At 57.2% G+C, this 19,686-nt stretch carries 16 protein-coding genes; 15 read left to right on the top strand and 1 reads right to left on the bottom strand.

The window, feature by feature from the left end; translation table 11 throughout:
• Window positions 1–338: 338 nt before the first annotated feature.
• The 4 genes from dnaX (at window position 339) to DW724_RS07330 (ending at window position 5,284) form a co-directional block, all read left to right on the top strand.
• The gene (dnaX, locus tag DW724_RS07345; protein ID WP_118761103.1) at window positions 339–1,964 is read left to right on the top strand and encodes a DNA polymerase III subunit gamma/tau; all 1,626 of its coding nucleotides are present in this window, start codon (window positions 339–341) and stop codon (window positions 1,962–1,964) included.
• 14 nt (window positions 1,965–1,978) lie between these two features.
• Window positions 1,979–2,332: a YbaB/EbfC family nucleoid-associated protein gene (locus DW724_RS07340; protein ID WP_110435226.1), complete on the top strand. Its 354-nt coding sequence runs from the start codon at window positions 1,979–1,981 to the stop codon at window positions 2,330–2,332.
• Window positions 2,332–2,931, top strand: a complete 600-nt coding sequence (recR, locus tag DW724_RS07335; RefSeq protein WP_110435225.1) for a recombination mediator RecR — start codon at window positions 2,332–2,334, stop codon at window positions 2,929–2,931. The genes DW724_RS07340 and recR overlap by 1 nt, the downstream gene beginning before the upstream one ends.
• A 757-nt stretch (window positions 2,932–3,688) precedes the next feature.
• Window positions 3,689–5,284, top strand: coding sequence for a peptide chain release factor 3 (locus DW724_RS07330; RefSeq protein ID WP_118761102.1), 1,596 nt, complete (start codon window positions 3,689–3,691; stop codon window positions 5,282–5,284).
• A 396-nt stretch (window positions 5,285–5,680) separates the two neighbouring features.
• Here DW724_RS07330 and gdhA read toward each other — a convergent pair whose 3' ends face one another.
• Complete coding sequence (gdhA, locus tag DW724_RS07325) at window positions 5,681–7,024, bottom strand: NADP-specific glutamate dehydrogenase (protein WP_118761101.1); 1,344 nt, start codon at window positions 7,022–7,024, stop codon at window positions 5,681–5,683.
• Window positions 7,025–7,241: 217 nt separating this feature from the next.
• Here gdhA and DW724_RS07320 point away from each other — a divergent pair, with 217 nt between their 5' ends.
• From DW724_RS07320 to DW724_RS07270, 11 genes are all read left to right on the top strand, one after another.
• Window positions 7,242–7,556: an MGMT family protein gene (locus DW724_RS07320; protein ID WP_118761100.1), complete on the top strand. Its 315-nt coding sequence runs from the start codon at window positions 7,242–7,244 to the stop codon at window positions 7,554–7,556.
• Between the two features lie 211 nt (window positions 7,557–7,767).
• Window positions 7,768–8,277 carry an HD domain-containing protein gene (locus tag DW724_RS07315; RefSeq protein WP_118761099.1) on the top strand — a complete coding sequence of 170 codons (510 nt, stop codon included), beginning with the start codon at window positions 7,768–7,770 and terminating at the stop codon, window positions 8,275–8,277.
• A 606-nt stretch (window positions 8,278–8,883) separates the two neighbouring features.
• Window positions 8,884–9,390: a MarR family winged helix-turn-helix transcriptional regulator gene (locus DW724_RS07310; RefSeq protein ID WP_118761098.1), complete on the top strand. Its 507-nt coding sequence runs from the start codon at window positions 8,884–8,886 to the stop codon at window positions 9,388–9,390.
• Window positions 9,390–11,120 carry an ABC transporter ATP-binding protein gene (locus DW724_RS07305; RefSeq protein WP_118761097.1) on the top strand — a complete coding sequence of 577 codons (1,731 nt, stop codon included), beginning with the start codon at window positions 9,390–9,392 and terminating at the stop codon, window positions 11,118–11,120. The genes DW724_RS07310 and DW724_RS07305 overlap by 1 nt, the downstream gene beginning before the upstream one ends.
• The gene (locus DW724_RS07300; RefSeq protein WP_442861265.1) at window positions 11,120–13,045 is read left to right on the top strand and encodes an ABC transporter ATP-binding protein; all 1,926 of its coding nucleotides are present in this window, start codon (window positions 11,120–11,122) and stop codon (window positions 13,043–13,045) included. The genes DW724_RS07305 and DW724_RS07300 overlap by 1 nt, the downstream gene beginning before the upstream one ends.
• 274 nt (window positions 13,046–13,319) lie before the next feature.
• Window positions 13,320–15,674 (top strand): SpoIIE family protein phosphatase, encoded by a 2,355-nt coding sequence (locus DW724_RS07295; protein WP_118761096.1) that lies wholly within the window; start codon window positions 13,320–13,322, stop codon window positions 15,672–15,674.
• 57 nt (window positions 15,675–15,731) lie between these two features.
• Window positions 15,732–15,992, top strand: coding sequence for a hypothetical protein (locus DW724_RS07290; RefSeq protein WP_118359703.1), 261 nt, complete (start codon window positions 15,732–15,734; stop codon window positions 15,990–15,992).
• Between the two features lie 117 nt (window positions 15,993–16,109).
• Complete coding sequence (locus DW724_RS07285) at window positions 16,110–16,619, top strand: DedA family protein (protein ID WP_158574603.1); 510 nt, start codon at window positions 16,110–16,112, stop codon at window positions 16,617–16,619.
• A 150-nt stretch (window positions 16,620–16,769) separates the two neighbouring features.
• A complete protein-coding gene (dusB, locus tag DW724_RS07280; protein ID WP_118761095.1) occupies window positions 16,770–17,753 on the top strand; it encodes a tRNA dihydrouridine synthase DusB in 984 nt (327 codons plus the stop codon).
• 32 nt (window positions 17,754–17,785) lie between these two features.
• Window positions 17,786–18,400, top strand: a complete 615-nt coding sequence (locus tag DW724_RS07275) for an RNA polymerase sigma factor (RefSeq protein ID WP_118761094.1) — start codon at window positions 17,786–17,788, stop codon at window positions 18,398–18,400.
• On the top strand, window positions 18,393–19,346 hold the full coding sequence (locus DW724_RS07270; RefSeq protein ID WP_118761093.1) for an anti-sigma factor family protein: 954 nt from the start codon (window positions 18,393–18,395) through the stop codon (window positions 19,344–19,346). Before DW724_RS07275 ends, DW724_RS07270 begins: the two co-directional genes overlap by 8 nt.
• Window positions 19,347–19,686: the final 340 nt, after the last annotated feature.

The following is a 19,686-nucleotide window of genomic DNA, read 5'->3' as shown; positions in this document are numbered from 1 at the left end:
CCACGCTTTCGATCGAAGGGGATGTGCTGAGCCTGCGGCTCGGACAAATCCCGGCGGGACAAAAGTTCCTCCCGATGGTCGAAACTTTTGCTCCGTCTTGTATAAAAACCCACGCACATGTCGCGGGTTTTTATGAATCTTACGGCGTGGCCGTAAGATTTGATTGAATGCCGCCGTGAAGCGGCGGAGACCGATGACTCGGTTTTCTGGACGAAAACCTGCCATGTGGTTAGTCGCTGCAAGCAGCGACGGATTTAATGCGCGAACGTGGTTCGCGGAAGACGCTTTGAGGCGGGCTTACGCCCGCCTCTTTATTTTATTGAGGGGAGGATTTTCGTTTGTATCAGGCTTTATACCGCAAATGGCGGCCGCAGACGTTTGCGGATGTGATTGGGCAGCAGCATATTACGGACACGCTGCGCGCGCAGCTGCAGTCTGGACGTTTGAGCCATGCATATCTGTTTACAGGCACGCGCGGCACCGGCAAGACCACCTGTGCGAAGATCCTCGCGCGCGCAGTCAACTGCGAGCATCCGGTGAACGGCGATCCGTGCAACGAGTGTGCGGCGTGCCGCGGCATTCTGGACGGCTCGGTGCTGGACGTGACCGAGATTGATGCGGCGTCCAACAACGGCGTGGACAACATCCGCGACCTGCGCGATGAGACGCGCTACACGCCTGCACAGGTCCGCAAGCGCGTGTTCATCATCGATGAGGTACACATGCTGTCCATCGGTGCGTTCAATGCGCTGCTCAAAACACTCGAGGAGCCGCCGGAGCACGTTCTGTTCATTCTGGCTACCACCGAGCTGCACAAGGTACCTGCGACCATTCTGTCGCGCTGTCAACGGTTCGATTTCCGCCGCATTGGCGCGGAGGACATTTCCCGCCGGCTGCTGGATGTTGCGGCAGGTGAGGGCATTGCGCTGACCGAAGGTGCGGCACGCCTGATCGCCCGGTTGGCAGACGGCGCCATGCGAGACGCGCTTTCCATGCTCGACCGTGCGGCGGCAGCCGGTGCGGTGGACGAGAAAACGGTCACGGCGGCGCTCGGCGTGATGGGTCAGGACGATGGCATTCGCCTGGCCGAGCACCTGAAAACCGGTGATCTGGCGGCGGCAGTCGGCCTGCTGGATGAATATTACAATGCGGGCCGTGATCTGGCGTCCGTGTATGATCAGATGCTCGGCCTGATCCGCGATGCACTGCTGGTCAAGACCAGCAAGACCGACGTTTCCGCGCTTATTTCTCCGGCGTACAGCGTAAAGACGCTGCAGGCGCTGTGTGACGGTCTGGCGTCGTCCACGCTCATCGCGTGGAGCCGCATTATCAGCGATTCGCTTGACCATATGCGCACGGCAGCCAACCGCCGTGTGGAGGCGGAGCTGTGCGCGGTGCGGCTGTGCAGCCTGGGGGCTGACAATTACGACACGCTTGGCGGGCGTGTAGAAGCGCTCGAGGAAAAGCTGAAGAACGGCGTTCCGGTGCAGATGGTGCCCGCAGCAGCCGCGCAGCAGGCAGGCGATGTGCCGCCTCCGCCGAGTGACAATGATGCACCGCCGCTTCCGGGCGACGAGGATGCACCTGACTGGGCGCGAGAGGAAGACGGGACCGCAGACACGCCTAAGCAGGAAGTGACGCTGTGGAGCCAGTGGCAGCCGCTGCTCGAAGCGCTGACCGGCAAGATCAACATCGGCGCACACACCAATATCAAGCTGAGCGCGAAAGGCGTGCTCGAGGACAACGCGCTCGTCATTCTCTGCGAGGACAAAATGACGGCCATTCTCGCGGCAAAGGAGCCGACCATTTCGGTCATCCGGGAGCAGGCGGCCAAGCTGAACGGTGCACCCATCAAGGTCAAGGTGCGCGAAGCGGGCGAGGAGCTTGTTGTGAAAAAAAATATCGCAGTCGATGAACTGATCGACCGCGCTAAATCAATGGATATTCAAGTGAAACAGCTTTAAGGAGGACGTTTATTATGGCAAAGGGTAAGGGTTTCGGCGGCTTTGGCGGTGGCATGAACATGCAGGCGATGATGAAGCAGGCACAGAAGATGCAGGAGAGCATGCTCAAGGCGCAGGAGGAGATCGCGCAGATGGAATCCACCGGCACGGCAGGCGGCGGCATGGTTACCGCGACTGTAACCGGCACTTCCACGCTCAAGAGCATTGAAATCAAGCCGGACGTTGTTGATCCGGACGACATCGACATGCTGCAGGATCTGGTCGTTGCAGCGGTCAATGAGGCACTCAAGGCGGCTTCCGATAAGTCGCAGAGCCAGATGTCTGCGATTACGGGCGGCATCGGCGGCGGTCTGGGCGGTCTGCTGTAATGGAGCTTTTTGCACCGCCGGTCGAACGGCTGATCGAGGAGTTTGCAAAGCTCCCGGGCATTGGCCAGAAGACTGCACAGCGGCTGGCGTTTCATGTGCTCGACCTGCCGAAAGAGGACGCCGAGCGGTTTGCGGATGCCATCCGTGAAGCAAAAGCCAAGACGTTCACCTGCAAGCGCTGTCAGAATCTGACGGACAGCGAGATCTGTCCGATCTGCTCGGACAAGACGCGCAACCAGAAGGTGATCTGCGTGGTGGCAGAGCCGCGCGACGTAATCGCGTTCGAGCGCACGAAAGAGTACAAGGGTCTGTATCATGTGCTGCACGGCACGCTGTCTCCGATGGGACACGTCGGACCGGACGACATCCGTATCCGCGAGCTGGTCAAGCGCGTGGCGGAGGAGGAGACCGAGGAGGTTATCCTCGCCACCAATCCGGACACCGAGGGCGAAGCCACGGCGATGTACATTTCGCGGCTGCTGCAGCCGTTCGGCATCAAGATTACGCGGCTGGCGTATGGTATTCCGGTTGGCGGGCATTTGGAGTTCGTCGATGAGGTGACGCTGACCCGTGCACTGGAGGGTCGAAAGGAGCTGTGATGGCTCCTTTGCAGCCTTGTCAGGGTTTGCATTTGACGGAAATTGGTGCCGCAGTATGCGGCGGTTCTTGCCTTTGCGGCAGGCGCACAAGAGGGTAGACACCAAGGTTTCCACCCTCTGATTTTCACCCCTTTCCTAAGATAGCCTGACGCAATCAGAGACCGGCGACCGCTTCGAAAAGGGGAACGGCAGTCGACCCTTACACGTTGACGAGGGTCTCTTCTGCGTCTGACAGCGCGTGCCGCACGCAATGGTTAAGTGGGCGGCATAGCTGTCCTCCAGAGGACCTTCTCTTGCCCTGCGGGCAATTCACCTTGTGCCGCCCTCTGCGTAGACTTTCCGATATGTGTAGCAGTAAGTTGTCTGTGAACTGCGAATAGGCGGAGAAAGACACGCTGCGGTAGACCGACTGTCGTTCCCCTTTTTCGGAGCGGTCACAGATAGGAAAGCTGCGCTGGACTAACAAGTTAAGGGAAACGGGAGTTAAGAGGGTAGAAACCGTAGGTGTCTACCCTCTTGCCCCGATGCGGCGGGTGCCGCAGCTTTCGTTCTACCTTTGAAAAAGGTAAAAAAACAGGAACAGCCGAACTTTCGTCCGGCTGCTCCCGCAATAAAAGGTAGGATAGAGAGTAGAAAGCAAGAACATGTGGGGGGATCTTACGCTTTCCACGTCATTTATAATACTGGTGAATTGTGAACATTCTGTGTACATTCTACAACAATATTAGATTTTTGATAGATCGGGAGGAAAAAGTCTGTGGCAGACCTGAAAAAAGAAATTGAAAATCGGCGCACATTTGCAATCATTTCGCACCCTGACGCCGGTAAAACCACCATTACGGAGAAGTTTTTGCTCTACGGCGGAGCCATTCAGGAGGCCGGCATGGTCAAGGGCAAGAAAAACAGCCGTCATGCGGTTTCCGACTGGATGGAGATCGAGAAGCAGCGCGGTATTTCGGTAACGTCCTCAGTGCTGCAGTTCCGCTATGAGGGCAAGTGCATCAACATTCTGGATACCCCGGGTCATCAGGACTTCTCGGAGGATACCTACCGCACGCTGATGGCGGCTGACTCTGCGGTGATGGTCATTGACGCCTCCAAGGGCGTCGAGGCACAGACCCGCAAGCTGTTCAAGGTCTGCGCAATGCGCGGCGTGCCCATCTTCACCTTTATCAACAAGATGGACCGTGAGGCACGCGACCCGTACGAGCTGCTCGAGGACATCGAGAACGAGCTGGGCATCGGCACCTATGCGGTAAACTGGCCGATCGGCTCGGGCAAGCGCTTCAAGGGCGTGTACGACCGCATGGACGATGAGGTTATCGCGTTTGAGGGCGCGGATTTCCGCCACGAGGTCAAGGCGCAGCGCCTGTCGATCGACGATCCGATCCTCGAGGGACTGCTGCCCGAGGATCAGTACCAGACGCTGATCGACGATGTGGAGCTGCTCTCCGGTGCAGGCGATGAGTTTGATCTCAAGGCTGTGCACGAGGGCAAGCTGTCGCCGGTATTTTTCGGTTCCGCGCTGACTAACTTCGGTGTTGAGCCGTTCCTGAAGAAGTTCCTGCAGATGACGTCGCCGCCGACCGCGCGTACCGCTGACATCGGTGTGATCGACCCGTTCGACCCGCATTTCTCCGCGTTTGTGTTCAAGATTCAGGCGAACATGAACAAGGCACACCGCGACCGTGTTGCGTTCATGCGTATTTGCTCCGGCAAGTTTGAGCGCGGTCAGGACGTGCTGCACGTTCAGTCCGGCAAGAAGATGGTGCTTGCCGCACCGCAGCAGCTGATGGCACAGGACCGCTCCATTGTCGATGAGGCGTATGCGGGCGATATTATCGGTATTTTCGATCCGGGTGTGTTCTCCATCGGTGATACCGTGTGCGATCCCAAGCATAAGTGCGTGTACTCCGGCATTCCGACGTTCGCACCCGAGCTGTTTGCCGTTGTTCGCCAGAAGGATACGCTCAAGCGCAAGCAGTTCGTCAAGGGTGTCGAGCAGATCGCACAGGAGGGCGCTATCCAGATCTTCCGCGAGCCGAATGCCGGTATGGAATCGGTTATCGTCGGCGTTGTCGGCGTGCTGCAGTTTGAGGTGCTCGAGTACCGATTGAAGAACGAGTATAACGTCGAGATCATCCGCGAAAACCTGCCGTATGAGCACGTTCGCTGGGTTGAGAATGATGAGGAGGACTTCGATATTAAGAAGCTCCAGCTCACGAGCGACACCAAGATCGTCGAGGATCTCAAGGGCAATAGCCTGCTGCTGTTCACTTCGCCGTGGAATATCACCTACGCAACCGACCATAACGAGAACCTGCGTCTGGCAGACTTTTCCGAAAACGCATAAGCTAAAAGACCGCCTTACGGCGGTCTTTTTTGATGGTGTGTGATAAGATGCTCGGGAGGGATGGACTCGGCGCACCGAATGAAACGATTGGTACATGTTATCCCGTAGGGGAGCACAGTGTGCTCCCACACAACGTGAAATGGAACGTGTTTTGGGCGAACAATGTTCGCCCCTACGGCTATATATCTGCAAATGGTCTGCAACGGTGCGCCGAGTCGGCGCACCCTACGGTTAAGCGATATCGTATGGTTTGATACTTTGCCGGGTCATTTTTAGCAAACAATAAAAGAGCACCGGAATCGAAATTCCGGTGCTCTTTTATTGCGGTAGCCCTTACAGGCAGCGCCTGTCAAGGGCGTCCCTCGATTGAAAGGGCGTAGCCCTTTCAATCGAAAATCAGCATACGCCCTGAGCGAGCATAGCGTCAGCGATCTTCTCGAAGCCGCCGATGTTAGCGCCCATAACAAGGTTGTCCTTGTGGCCGTACTTCTCAGCTGCAGTGATGCAGGTGTGGAAGATGTTAACCATGATGTCGTGCAGACGCTGGTCAACTTCCTCGAAGGTCCAGGACAGACGCAGGGAGTTCTGGCTCATTTCCAGACCGGAGGTAGCTACGCCGCCTGCGTTAGCAGCCTTTGCCGGGCCGAAGAATACGCCGGCTGCCTGGAATGCTGCAACAGCCTCCGGGGTGGACGGCATGTTAGCGCCCTCAGCTACAAACTTGCAGCCGTTGGCGATCAGAGCCTTGGCGTTCTCCTCGTTCAGCTCGTTCTGGGTTGCGCACGGCAGAGCGATGTCGCACTTTACGCCCCACGGACGCTGACCCTCGGTGTAGGTGCTGCCTGCAACGCGCTCAGCATACTCCTTGATGCGGCCGCGCTTAACTTCCTTGATGTCCTTAACAACATCCAGGTCGATGCCGTTCGGATCGTAGATGAAGCCGTTGGAGTCGGACATGGTAACAACCTTAGCGCCCAGCTGGGTAGCCTTCTCGCAGGCATAGATCGCTACGTTGCCGGAACCGGAGATTGCAACGGTCTTGCCCTCGAACGAAGTGCCCTTGTATGCGAGCATTTCCTTCATGTAGTAGCACAGGCCGTAGCCGGTTGCCTGCGTGCGTGCCAGAGAACCGCCGTAGGACAGACCCTTACCGGTCAGAACGCCGGTGTACTCGTTGCGCAGGCGCTTGTACTGGCCGAACATAAAGCCGATCTCACGGCCGCCAACACCGATATCGCCTGCCGGAACGTCGGTGAACTGACCGATGTGCTTGCACAGCTCGGTCATGAAGGACTGGCAGAAACGCATGATCTCAGCATCGGACTTGCCCTTCGGGTCGAAGTCGGAACCGCCCTTGCCGCCGCCCATCGGCAGAGTGGTCAGGCTGTTCTTGAAGCACTGCTCAAAGCCGAGGAACTTGATAACGGATGCGTTAACAGAGGGGTGCAGACGCAGACCGCCCTTGTAGGGGCCGATTGCGGAGTTGAACTGTACACGGAAGCCGCGGTTAACCTGAACCTTGCCCTGATCGTCAACCCACGGTACACGGAACATGAACATGCGCTCCGGCTCTACGATGCGCTCCATGATGCCGTTCTTCTCAAGCTCCGGACGAGCTTCAACAACCGGCTCAAGGCTCTCGAGAACCTCGTAAACTGCCTGCTGGAACTCCGGCTCATTCGGGTTGCGCTTCTGTACGGTTTCGTACACGCCCTGCAGATAAGAATTGGTAAGTGCCATTTTTATTGTCCTCCTTACATTCTATACCACTCGCTTAACTTTCGTAAGTAATCCGAGTGGAATGCTCTTATATTTGGTGACGGTTTTATTATATAGCAATTTTTTTGTATATGCAATACTTTAGCGTGATAAAATTATACAGTTTTTTAGGCTGAAAAACCTATGGATATCGGCAATCTGACTTGATATAATAAAGTAAAAGAAGGAGGCAACAGCCATGGCAAACAGCTTTGACCGTATATATGCAGTGGTGAAGAAAATTCCGCGCGGAACGGTGGCCAGTTACGGGCAGGTCGCGCTGCTCGCGGGCAACCCGAGATGGGCGCGCGTCGTCGGCTATGCACTGCATGCCAATCCCGATCCGGAGGGTATTCCATGCTACCGCGTGGTGACGAAAGACGGACGAACGTCACCGGCGTTTGCGTTCGGCGGCGCGGATATCCAGCGCGCACTGCTCGAAGCGGACGGCATCGAGTTCACTGAGGACGGCCGCGTGGATATGATGAAATACGGCTGGACAGGATTAGGGTAACACCGCACAATTAAACTGCGGCGCTTTACGGAAATTTTGTGCTCTGACGTCGTTGTGCTTTCACGGTAATACACAAAGTATTACCGCAAAATCACGCCTAATCAAACCGCAAAATTTACTCGTAAATCGCTCTTGTTCAATTATGTGGTATTACCCTGACTTGACAAATCCGGTCGTGCGGTGCTATGCTTGCGCCAAAGGAGTGACACGCATGATCGACATCGAAAAGCTGACCGCGCTCGCCATCGCATACGACGCAGGCGACGCAAAACAGATTCAGCACTTTATAAAGGTATACGCATACAGCCGCCTGCTCGGGCGCAGGGAAGGTCTGGATGAGCAGAAGCAGAATGTACTTGAAGCCGCAGCCGTTCTGCACGATATCGGCATCCACGAAGCCGAACGGAAGCACGGCTCGAACGGCGGGCATTGGCAGGAGATGGAAGGTCCGGCGGTCGCGGCACCCATGCTGCGGCAGTGCGGCGCGGATGAGCGGGAGAGCGAGCGCGTGCAGTGGCTCATCGCGCATCACCATACCTATACCGCCGGAGAGGAAAAAGATTTCCGTATTCTGCTTGAAGCGGATTTCCTTGTCAACGCCTACGAGGACGGTATGACGGCAGAACAGTGTAAAACCGCGAAAGACCGCGTGTTCCGGACCGAAACCGGTAAGCAGTATCTTGAAGCAATGTTTCTCAAACCGGCATATCAGGTGAAATAATGGAGAATGGAGAATAAACCAGACGGTGTTTATTCTCCATTTTTTTATTGGGTGCAAATCGTTAGATACGGTGCGCCGAGGTCGTACCCCAGGGCACCTTCTCTTGCCCTTCGGGCAATTCACCTTGTCGTACCCTACGGTAAAGCATAGAGATTATATTTAGCGGAGTGTAAAATTCGTAGGTGCCGTCTGCGGCCACCGGATCAACGAGTTGCGCAACACTGTTGTGTTGCGCCTGCGTAGACCCAACCGGCTGTGTAGCAGTACGCTATCTGTGAACTGCGAATATGTCGAGAAATGGGCGCACACTGTGCGCCCCTACGGCAGAGTAACCCGACTGCCGTTCTCATATTTTTCGCAGCGGTCGCCGGTCTCTGGTATGCGTCAGGTTAAGAAACAAAAGAAAGTGGGAGTTAAGAGGGTAGAAACCATTGGTGTCTACCCTCTTGCCCCCGCCGTGGGTACGGCGCCCCCCGCCGGGCAGGTGAGATTCCTCTCGCTTCGTAAGCGACCACTCCCCGAAATGTGAACATTTCGTGAAACCCGTTGACATTGCCGAGTGACGGTGTATAATATGTTAGCAAGCTAACAGTAAGGAGGCTAACAATGAATTGCTGTGACCATAATGAATGCTGCGGTCACTCGAACGACTGCATCGGTGCAGAAATCGGCATGCTGCATAATCTGCTTCGGCGGCAGATGGCGTGTATGACCGAAAAGACTGCGAATGCAGCAAATGTGACCGGCATGCAGGCGATGATCGTCCATCACCTGATCATACACGAAAAGCAGGGCGATATATTCCAGAAGGATCTGGAAAACGCGTTCCAGATGCGCCGCTCGACCGCAACGGGCATACTGCAGCTGATGGAGCAGCACGGCATTATCCGCCGCGAGCCGGTGGAGCATGACGGCCGCCTGAAACGTTTGGTGCTGACCGAGCAGGCGCGTGCAATGGATGAATACATTACTGAGCGCATGAAGCAGATGGAGCAGCTTCTGCGGCAGGGCATCACCGAGGACGAGCTGAAGGGCTGGTTTGCGGTCTGTGAAAAAATCCGCTCCAATCTGGAGCAGTACCAATGCAATATGTGCAGGGAGGGACAGAAATAATGATAAAACGACTGCTGAAAAGTGTGCGTGAGTTCAAAAAGGACGCGCTGCTCACGCCGTTTTTCGTTGTGCTCGAGGTCGTGATGGAGGTCATCATTCCGATGGTTATGGCGCTGCTGATCGACAAGGGCATTGACGGGCAGGATATGGCCGCCATTTGGAAATACGGCATCATCCTTGTGCTGTGCGCCATGCTCGCGCTGGTGTTCGGCGCGGCGGCCGGCACCTTTGCGGCGAGAGCCTCAACCGGCTTTGCCCGCAATCTGCGTCACGATATGTACTACAATGTGCAGAATTTCTCGTTTTCCAACATTGATAAGTTCTCCACCGGTTCGATCGTCACCCGTCTGACCACCGATGTTACCAACGTACAGAACGCCTTTCAGATGTGCACGCGCATCGCGGTGCGCTGCCCGGTCATGCTGGTCTTTGCGCTGTTCATGGCGATGAAGATCAACAGCAGGATGGCGCTCGTATTCCTCGCGGTGCTGCCGATTCTGGCAATCGGCATGGGCATCCTGATGAAGGTTGTCGGTCCGGTCTTTGAGCGCGCATTCAAAATCTACGACCGCATGAACACGGTCGTACAGGAAAATGTGCGCGGTATCCGCGTTGTTAAGACCTATGTTCGTGAGGATCACGAGACTGAAAAGTTCGAGGGCGTTTCCGGTATGCTGTACCGCACGTTCTCCAAGGCGCAGAAGACCATGGCAGGCGTTATGCCGCTGATGCAGTTCTGCATGTACGCGTGCATGCTGCTCATTTCGTGGTTCGGCGCGCGTCTGATCGTCGGCGCCTCGATGACCACCGGCGAGCTGACCAGCATGTTCTCCTACGCGATGCAGATCCTGATGAGTCTGATGATGGTAGCGATGGTTTTCGTTATGATCACCATGGCCAAGGCGAGCGCAGAGCGTGTTGCCGAAATCCTCGATGAGCAGCCCGACCTGCACAATCCCGCAAACCCGATTCACGGGGTCAAGGACGGCGCGATCGAGTTCGATGACGTTTCCTTCAGCTACAAGGGCGATGAGCGCAAGCTGGCGCTCAAAAACGTCAACCTGCATATCAAGGCCGGTCAGACCGTCGGCATTCTCGGCGGCACCGGTTCCGCGAAGTCTACGCTCGTACAGCTGATTCCGCGTCTGTACGATACCACGCACGGCACGGTCAAGGTTGGCGGCGTGGATGTCCGCGATTACGATATCGAGGCGCTGCGCGATCAGGTTGCCATGGTGCTCCAGAAGAACGTGCTGTTCTCCGGCACGATCAAGGAAAACCTTCGCTGGGGTGACGAAAACGCTTCGGACGAGGAGCTCGAGCGCGTATGCCGTCTGGCACAGGCGGATGAATTCATCCAGCAGATGCCGGATAAGTATGACACCCACATTGAGCAGGGCGGCTCAAATGTCTCCGGCGGTCAGAAGCAGCGACTCTGCATTGCGCGTGCGCTGCTGAAAAAGCCGAAGATCCTCATTCTTGATGACTCGACCAGTGCGGTAGATACCAAGACGGATGCGCTCATCCGCAAGGCATTCGCGGAGGAGATCCCGGACACGACCAAGATTATCATTGCACAGCGCGTTTCCTCTGTGCAGGATGCGGATCAGATCGTCATTCTCGACGGCGGCACCGTGCAGGCTGTCGGCACGCACGATGAGCTGCTCGCCGCCAACACGATCTATCAGGAAATCTACAACCAGCAGAACAGAAAGGGCGGTGAGGAATAATGGCAAGACCTCAGATGCGCGGACCCGGCGGCCGCAGAGGCATGATGGGCGGCAAGCGCAGCAAAAATCCGAAAAAGACGCTCGGACGGCTTATGAAATACATTCAGAGGGGTTACGGCGTACAGTTTGTGGTTGTACTCATCTGCATTCTGCTGTCGGCTGTGGCAAACGTGGCCGGCTCCATGTTCCTCAAAAGTCTGATCGACGACTATATTTCTCCGCTGCTGCTGCAGGCATCTCCGGTGTTTACCGGTCTGCTGCATGCGCTGATGAGCATGGCGGTGATCTATCTCATCGGCATTGCGACTACGTTCATCTACAACTGGCTGATGGTCAGCATTTCGCAGGGCGTGCTCAAAAAGGTGCGTGACGAGATGTTCGCGCACATGCAGAAGCTGCCGATTCGCTACTTCGATACGCATACCCACGGCGACCTGATGAGCCATTTCACCAACGATACCGATACGCTGCAGCAGATGCTCAGCCAGTCCGTGCCGCAGATGTTTTCCTCAGCGATGACCATTATCTCGGTGTTCATCGGCATGCTGGTGACGAATGTATGGCTGACGCTGTTCGTACTGCTTGGCGTGTGCGTCATGCTCAAGGTGGTTAAAAAGCTGGGCGGTCAGTCCGCGAAGTACTTCCTCGAGCAGCAGAAGTCGCTCGGCAGGGTCAACGGCTATATCGAGGAGATGATCAACGGTCAGAAGGTCATCAAGGTGTTCTGCCACGAGGAAAAGTGCAAGGAGCAGTTCGATGCGCTCAACGATGAGCTGCGCGAGAACGCTGCGAGCGCGAATACCTTCGCAAACATCCTCATGCCGATCATGATGAACATCGGCAACCTGCTGTACGTTCTGGTCGCGGTTGTCGGCGGTGCGCTGGCGCTGTCCGGCGTGGTCGGAAACAGCATCACCATCGGCGTTATTGCATCCTTCCTGCAGCTGACCAAGTCGTTCACCCAGCCGGTAACGCAGATTTCGCAGCAGTTCAACTCCATCGTTATGGCGCTTGCCGGTGCCGAGCGTATCTTTGAGCTGATGGACGAGGAGCCTGAGGTAGACAACGGCTACGTTACTCTCGTCAACGCCAAGTACGACAAGAACGGCGAACTCGTTGAAACCCCGGAAAAGACCAACATCTGGGCGTGGAAGCACCCGCACGAGGACGGCACCACCACCTACACGCAGGTCCGCGGCGATGTCCGCTTCTTCGATGTGGATTTCGGTTATAACCCGGATAAGATCGTTCTGCACGACATCACGCTGTACGCCGAGCCAGGTCAGAAGGTCGCGTTCGTCGGTGCAACCGGCGCGGGCAAAACGACCATCACCAACCTGATCAACCGTTTCTACGACCTCGCAGACGGCAAGATCCGCTACGACGGCATCAATATCAATAAGATCAAAAAAGCCGATCTTCGCCGCTCGCTCGGTATCGTTCTGCAGGATACCAACCTGTTTACCGGCACCATTCGCGATAATATCCGCTACGGCCGCCTGGATGCGACCGACGAGGAGGTCGAGGCAGCGGCGCAGCTGGCCAACGCGGACGACTTCATCCGCCGACTGCCGGACGGCTATGATACTGTCATCGACGGCGACGGCGGCAGTCTGTCGCAGGGTCAGTGCCAGCTGCTTTCCATCGCGCGTGCGGCTGTTGCCGATCCGCCGGTTATGATTCTTGATGAGGCGACCAGCTCGATTGATACCCGCACGGAGTCCATCGTGCAGGCCGGCATGGACGGCCTCATGTACGGACGTACGGTGTTCGTTATCGCGCACCGTCTGTCCACGATTCAAAACGCAGATGTTATTATGGTGCTGCAGCTCGGCCATATCATCGAGCGCGGCAACCATGAGCAGCTGATCGCGGAACACGGCAAATATTATCAGCTCTATACCGGAGCGTTTGAATTAGAATAAGTGCTTTCTGCTCGAAACCTGCAGAATTAGAACCCGAAACGAAGATTTCGGGTTCTTTTTTGTGCGCAGAAACAGAAAAACCGCCGGCGGCGGTCTATCGGTTGGGCTTCTGCGGCAAAAGAGCCGCTTGCCGCACTTTGCCGTCGTTTTTCGCGCTCGAAAGTTGGAATATGCGCTTAATTTTTTTCAAAACACAATTCCCGCTGTTATTTCCCGCCAAGCGGCACGTCTACATTGGGATATACTGGGAAAACAGCAAGGGAGGCGTAACGAAATGGATAAACAAAGGGCAAGACGGTCCGCGTCGATACCGGTGCGGATCGGGCATGCAGCAGCATGGGCTGCCGGATTATGGAAACAGGAGCATTTGCGGACGCTCATCACAGGCGTACAGCGATTCGTGCTGTGTGCGGTGCTGGCACAGGGAACCATCCTTGGCGGGTACATGCCGTTTGGACTGGCGATGACGGCGGCCTTGATGGCTCGAGGAGCGGGTTTGTCCGCGCTCGGCGGTCTGGTGTGCGGCGTCATGCTGCGCGGCGACGGATTCCACGGCGGCATTTACGCCGCGGCAGCGCTGCTGGTGCTGTGCGTGATGAGCGTGTGCGCTGGTCTGCGCGTGATGTCTGAGCGGTGGTTTGCACCCGGTGTAGCAACGTTTGCAAGCGCGGCGTGTACATTCGTGTTTCTGCCGCTCGGCGCAGAGCTGACCGCATCGGCGGTGCTGACATTCCTGCTCGTGCAGGGCATCACGTTCGGCGTGTGCTGGATGTACGGCGCGGCCTTCGCACCGCCGCGCGACGAAAACGACTGGCGCAGACCGGTAACGCTTTTGGTGCTGACCGCAACCGTGCTTTTATCGCTTTCGGGTATCAATCTGTTCGGCGTGTTCGCTCCTGCGAGAGCGGGGGCGCTGCTGCTCGTGCTGGCGGCGGCGTATCTCGGCGGACCGGCGGCGGGCGCGGCAGCCGGTGTCGCGTTCGGCGCGGCAATGGATCTCAACATCGGCTACGGAGCCTTGTTCACCTGCTGCTATGGCCTGTGTGCGCTCGTTGCCGGACTGTTTCATGACAGCGGCCGCGGCTGGTTTTCGGTCTGTGCGCTCGGCGGCGGACTGTGCGCGGCCATGCTCGGCGTGGAGCATCCGCTGTTCATTCCGCTGATCGCAGAGCTGTTCTGCGCGGTCCTCATGTTCGCGGCGCTGCCGCCCTTCGTGTGGGAGGCTATCCGGCGCAGCCTGCTGCCGGATACTCTGATGGGCGAAGCCGCCAGTCAGCGCGTGCGGCGGCTGGCGGGTACCTGTGCGACCGAGGCGGCGCAGGCGTTCTACGAGCTGTACCTTGCTATGCTGCATGGCGTCAGCGAGGGCAAGGCCGCCGGAGACCGGAATATTCGGGCGGTATTCGACTACGCGAGCGATCATGTTTGCAAAAACTGCATGCTGTGTACGCAGTGCTGGCAGCGGGACTATGTGAGCACGCTGGCGGCGCTCAATGATGTGACCCAGCCGATGCTGCAGCGCGGACGAGCGGAAATGAGCGATTTTCCCTATCATTTTGCGGCACGGTGTGCGCGTCTGCCCGAGCTGATGCGTGCCATCAACAGTGCGCTGTTTGCGCTGCGCGAGCGCGAAAGCCTTCGGCGGCAGCAGGAGGAAAACCAGAGCCTGCTTGCCAGGCAATACGCAGGCATTACGGACATTCTTCGGCAGCTTGGCGCGGAGGTCACGCAGGATGAAACGGCGCAGCCGCTGATGGAACGGCAGGTGCGCCGGTATGCAGCAGCGTTCGGATGGATCGACCGCGTGTGCGCGGTGCGGGATTCGCAGGGCAGGCTGACCGTTGAGTTATACGGCGAGGGGATTGACGACATCATGAAGCAGGGGGACGGCTTTTCAGCCGGTCTGTCCGCGCTGCTGGGCGTGACGCTGACTGCGCCGGAGAAGAAAAAGGGCAGCCAGGGCATCCACGTTGAGATGCACGAGCGGGCGCCGTACCGTGCGGTGGTCGGCATCGGCCGTCAGCAGAAGGAGGGCGCGTCGGTCTCGGGCGACAACGCGTGCTACTTTCTCACCGACACCGGAACGGCATGCCTGCTCCTGTCGGACGGCATGGGCTCGGGTGCCGCCGCGTCGCGGGACAGCCGCATGCTCATCACCTCGCTCGAGCGGTTCCTGCGTGCAGGCATTTCGGTCGGAGACGCGCTGCACGCGGTCTCTCCGGCGCTGCGTCTGCGGTCAGACGGCATGCGCTTCACCACACTGGACGCATTCACGCTCGACCTGTTCAGCGGACGCGCGGAAAACCTCAAGTGCGGCGCCGCACCGACCTACATGCGGCTGAACGGCCGGTGGACTATCCTGCCGGGCACGGCGCTGCCCATCGGTCTGGCGGAGGAGGACGAACTTGGCGATGCCGTGCCGCTGCAGATGAACGACGGCGATATCGTGGTTCTGCTCTCGGACGGCGTGACCGACGGCACGGACGATAAATGGGTGCGGCAGCTGCTTATCGCGCATGCAGGCGACAGCCCAAAGGAGATCGCGGCACAGCTTGTGAACGAGGCGAAAGGCCGCGGACATGATGACGACCGAACGGTAATGGTCATGAAAATCGAAAAGCTGGAATGAGACTGGTATAAAATTACGAAAGAGGGGAATGATGGAACAAAGAGAGGAGGAATCTGTATGGTACGAGGCGTCAGCCGCCGCGTCATTGTCGTCAAGCCGGAGCAGCCGGAATTGTTCGAGCAGGCTATTTTCCTTGTGCGGGACTACAATGCGCCGCGCGGCGACATGGTGCGCGAGGCCTGCCGCATCGCAAACAGCTATCTGCCGCGCAGACGGCGGTCGAGAAGAAAGGCGGACGGTCTTTCTCTGCTGGCCGGATTCTGCACAGGCGCACTGCTCATCGGCACTATATGGGCGCTGACGGCGCTCGTTTTGTAAACAGATTATAAAATGAGCGGCCGTTCTCTTGTACCCTCCGGTTTTGGTTGGTATACTATAGTATACAGACGAAAATTTCGGTTTTCGCCTACTATAGATCAAACGGAGGCGGCTATTATGACGGCCGAAACCTTTTTTCAGCTGTTCAACCAGTACGGACTGATCCTGGTCTGTGCCGTGGTTTTCTGCGAATATATGAACCTGCCCGGATTTCCGGCAGGCGTTATCATGCCGTGCGTCGGTGTGCTGATTGCCCGGAGCGAGCTGTCGCTGCCGCTGACGGTTTTTCTGAGCGTGATCGCCGGTGTGCTCGGCAGTCTGGTCATCTACGCCGTGTGCTACTGGGGCGGCGAACCGGTGATGGAGAAGTTGTTCGGCAGGAGCAAGAAATTTAAGTCGCTCGTGCGTAAATGCCACGAATTTATCGACGCACAGCATGGGCGCGGACTGGCGATCATCCGCGTGATCCCGTGTATCCGCACCATTGTTTCCATTCCGGCCGGACTGCTCCGCATGCCGGTCAAGTGGTTCGTCGGCTGGTCTGCGGCAGGCATTGCCGTGTGGAATACCGCACTGATCTCGTTCGGCTATTTCTTCAGCGAGAAGATTCTCAGCATGGTCATGTAACCGAATATATCGACAGGGTAAATCCTCGGATTTACCCTGTTTTTGCGTTTTTTGGTCGGGAAATGGGTGAATCCATTCTATACGTTGCATTTGCAGTCGTGTTATGGTAAAATATACACCGTTATATAATGTATAAGACGGAGGAACGATATGCAGATCGGCAACGTAACAATCAACGGAAAACTGGCGCTTGCACCGATGGCAGGCGTGACCGATCTTGCATTCCGCCATATCTGCCGGGAGCACGGCGCGGCGCTGACCGTGACCGAAATGGTCTCCGCAAAGGCGCTGTGCTATCAGGATAAGAAAACGCCGCGTCTGCTTGAACTCGGTGCGGACGAGCATCCGGCGGCTGCCCAGATCTTCGGGCACGAGCCGGACACGATGGCCGAAGGCGCGAAACTGGCGCTGGAGAAATCCGGTTGTGATATCATCGACATCAACATGGGCTGTCCGGCGCCGAAGATCGTGAACAACGGTGACGGCTCCGCGCTGATGAAGGACCCGGAGCTGGCATCCGAGGTGATTGCAGCGGTCGTAAACGCGGTCGATGTACCGGTAACAGTCAAGTTCCGCAAGGGCTGGGATGAAAAAAGCGTCAACTGCGTGGAATTTGCAAAAATGGCTGAGCAGTCCGGCGCGGCAGCGATCACGCTGCACGGACGCACGCGCTCGCAGCAGTACAGCGGCACCGCCGACTGGGATGCGATTCGTGAAGTCAAGCAGGCGGTTTGCATTCCGGTGTTCGCCAACGGAGATGTGGCCGAACCCGAGGACGCGGTCCGCATTCTCGCACACACCGGCGCGGACGGCGTGATGATCGGGCGCGGTTCGCTCGGTGATCCGTGGCTGTTCGAACGGGCGAATGCACTGCTCGAGACCGGCATCTGTCCGGCGCTGCCGCCGTTCGCGGAGCGCATTGACACGGCCGTGCGGCAGATTGAGCTTGCCGCCGAGCAGAAGGGCGAGCATATCGCCATGCTCGAGGCACGCCGACACGTTAACTGCTATCTCAAGCGGGAAAGCGGTGTCAAGACGTTCAAGAACCGCATTTGCGCACTCACCAAGCTGAGTGACCTGTATGAAATCGCAGACGAACTGAAAGCCTTCGTTTCGGTGAAGGAGAATGTATAATAATAAGGTAAGAGAAAGGGAGGGGAGACGCAGTGGATGACAAGCATATTGTGGCGCAGGCGCGGCGCGGCGAGCTTTCCGCCTTTGAGGAGTTGGTGACGCGCTACGAAAAGCGCGTGTATGCCATCGCGCTGCGCTCGTCCGGCTCGCCGGAGGATGCCGCAGATATCACGCAGGAGGTTTTCCTTCGGGCATGGCGTTCGATGAAGAACTTCCGCGGGGACAGCGGCTTTGCGACCTGGCTGTTCCGCATCACGATGAACCAGTGCGTCGATTACGCGCGGCATAAGCAGAGCCAGCCGCCGACGCAGCCGCTCGTACAGGGCGAGGATGACGAGGAACGCGAACTGCCGCTTCCGGATACGGCTCCATCTCCCGAAGAGCACCTGGAGAACAGCGAGCTGGGACGCGAGCTTGCCGCCGCGCTCGATGAGGTGAGCGACGAGCACCGCAGAATCGTTCTGCTGCGGGACGTTTCCGGCATGAGCTACACCGAGATCGCCGAGATACTCGAGGTCAGCGAAGGTACGGTAAAGTCGCGGCTGTCACGCGCACGCATCGCTTTACGCAAAATTTTACTCAAACGAGGGAACCTTTTTCATTTGCCTTCGTCTAAAGATATGGAAGGAGGCGAGGAGCATGAATGAGGAGGAATATTTTGAACAGCTTTGCTCGAACAGTGTGGACGGAACCCTGACCGATTCCGAAAAGCAAAAGCTGGAGGAGCATCTGGCAGAGTGCCCATCGTGCGCCGCGCTGAAAGAGGATCTGGAGCAGATGCACAGTATGCTGGCGGTGGACGAAACCGAGCCGCCGGCCGGACTGCATGACAGCATTATGGAACGTCTGCGGCAGGAGGAAACCGTTCGGGTGGTCGCGCCGCAAAAGCCGATGCGCCGTCTGCCGGCGTTTACGATGGTGGCCGCTGCGGCGGTTGTCGTGCTGGTCGTGCTCGGCGGCGGACTGATGCCCGCGTTCAGCACGGTAGGCAGCGGCAGCACGACGGCAGCGGATTCCGCTTCGGCGGACGCAGGAGATTGCACGATGAACGGCGGTATGCAGGATGAGATCGAGCAGTCCGTACAGAGGAATACCGATACGTCGGACAGCGGAGCATCGAATTCAAGCGTGCAGCAGAGCGGCACGGCTTCGCAGAGTATGAACGGCAGCGCATACAGCGGACAGAATGACACCGGCGAGGACTCTGCGGCGAATGCGCAGAGCGATGCGGGCGTTGATGCTGAGCAGTATGCAGACAACGATCAGTCGATTGCAGCGCCTGAGCCGATTATTGAGAAGTCGGTACAGGTGCAGACCAGTCCGGTGCTCGCGCTCCCGCAAAGCCTGCACGGCACACACACCGCGTACTGCTATGTGGCCATCGGCGGCAGAAGCCTGCCGGATATTGATGGTGAGCTGCTTGCACAGGAGAACGGCGTTTCGTGGTTCCGGCTGGACAACAGTATGGAAACGCTCGAAAAGACTCTGCAGATAGTAGAACGGGCGGGCTGCACGGTGACTGCCTATGATAAGGTCGATCTGACGATCGACAGCCATGCAGATTCGTGGATCTTAGCGGTTGTTACCGATTGAGATTGGGCAAAACAGACCTGGAACGAGGGTTTTCAGGTCTGTTTTTGTGCATAACGCGAAAAATTCCGATTTCAACAAAAAATCGCTGAAAATTTTGTGCAAACACTTGACTTTTCTCCGAAAGTATTGTACTATGTATAAGAACTTGCGAGAGCAAGTCAAAACGCGATGATACCGGAGATTGCTGCTATGAGCAGGTAACTTCGGTGGAGTAGGTCCGACAATCGGGCGGTTGAGATAACTGCTATCAGCTGAATTCAGATATTCAGCAAAAACGCAATGTTCATGCGTAAATTCGGGACTCGCGGCGCGTGCGCCGTCAAGCCGATGGTTTGAACCA

The sequence above is a fragment of the Butyricicoccus sp. AM27-36 genome (genome assembly GCF_003480945.1).
Classification (GTDB): domain Bacteria; phylum Bacillota; class Clostridia; order Oscillospirales; family Butyricicoccaceae; genus Agathobaculum; species Agathobaculum butyriciproducens.
This window is presented reverse-complemented; position numbering and strand designations above follow the sequence as displayed.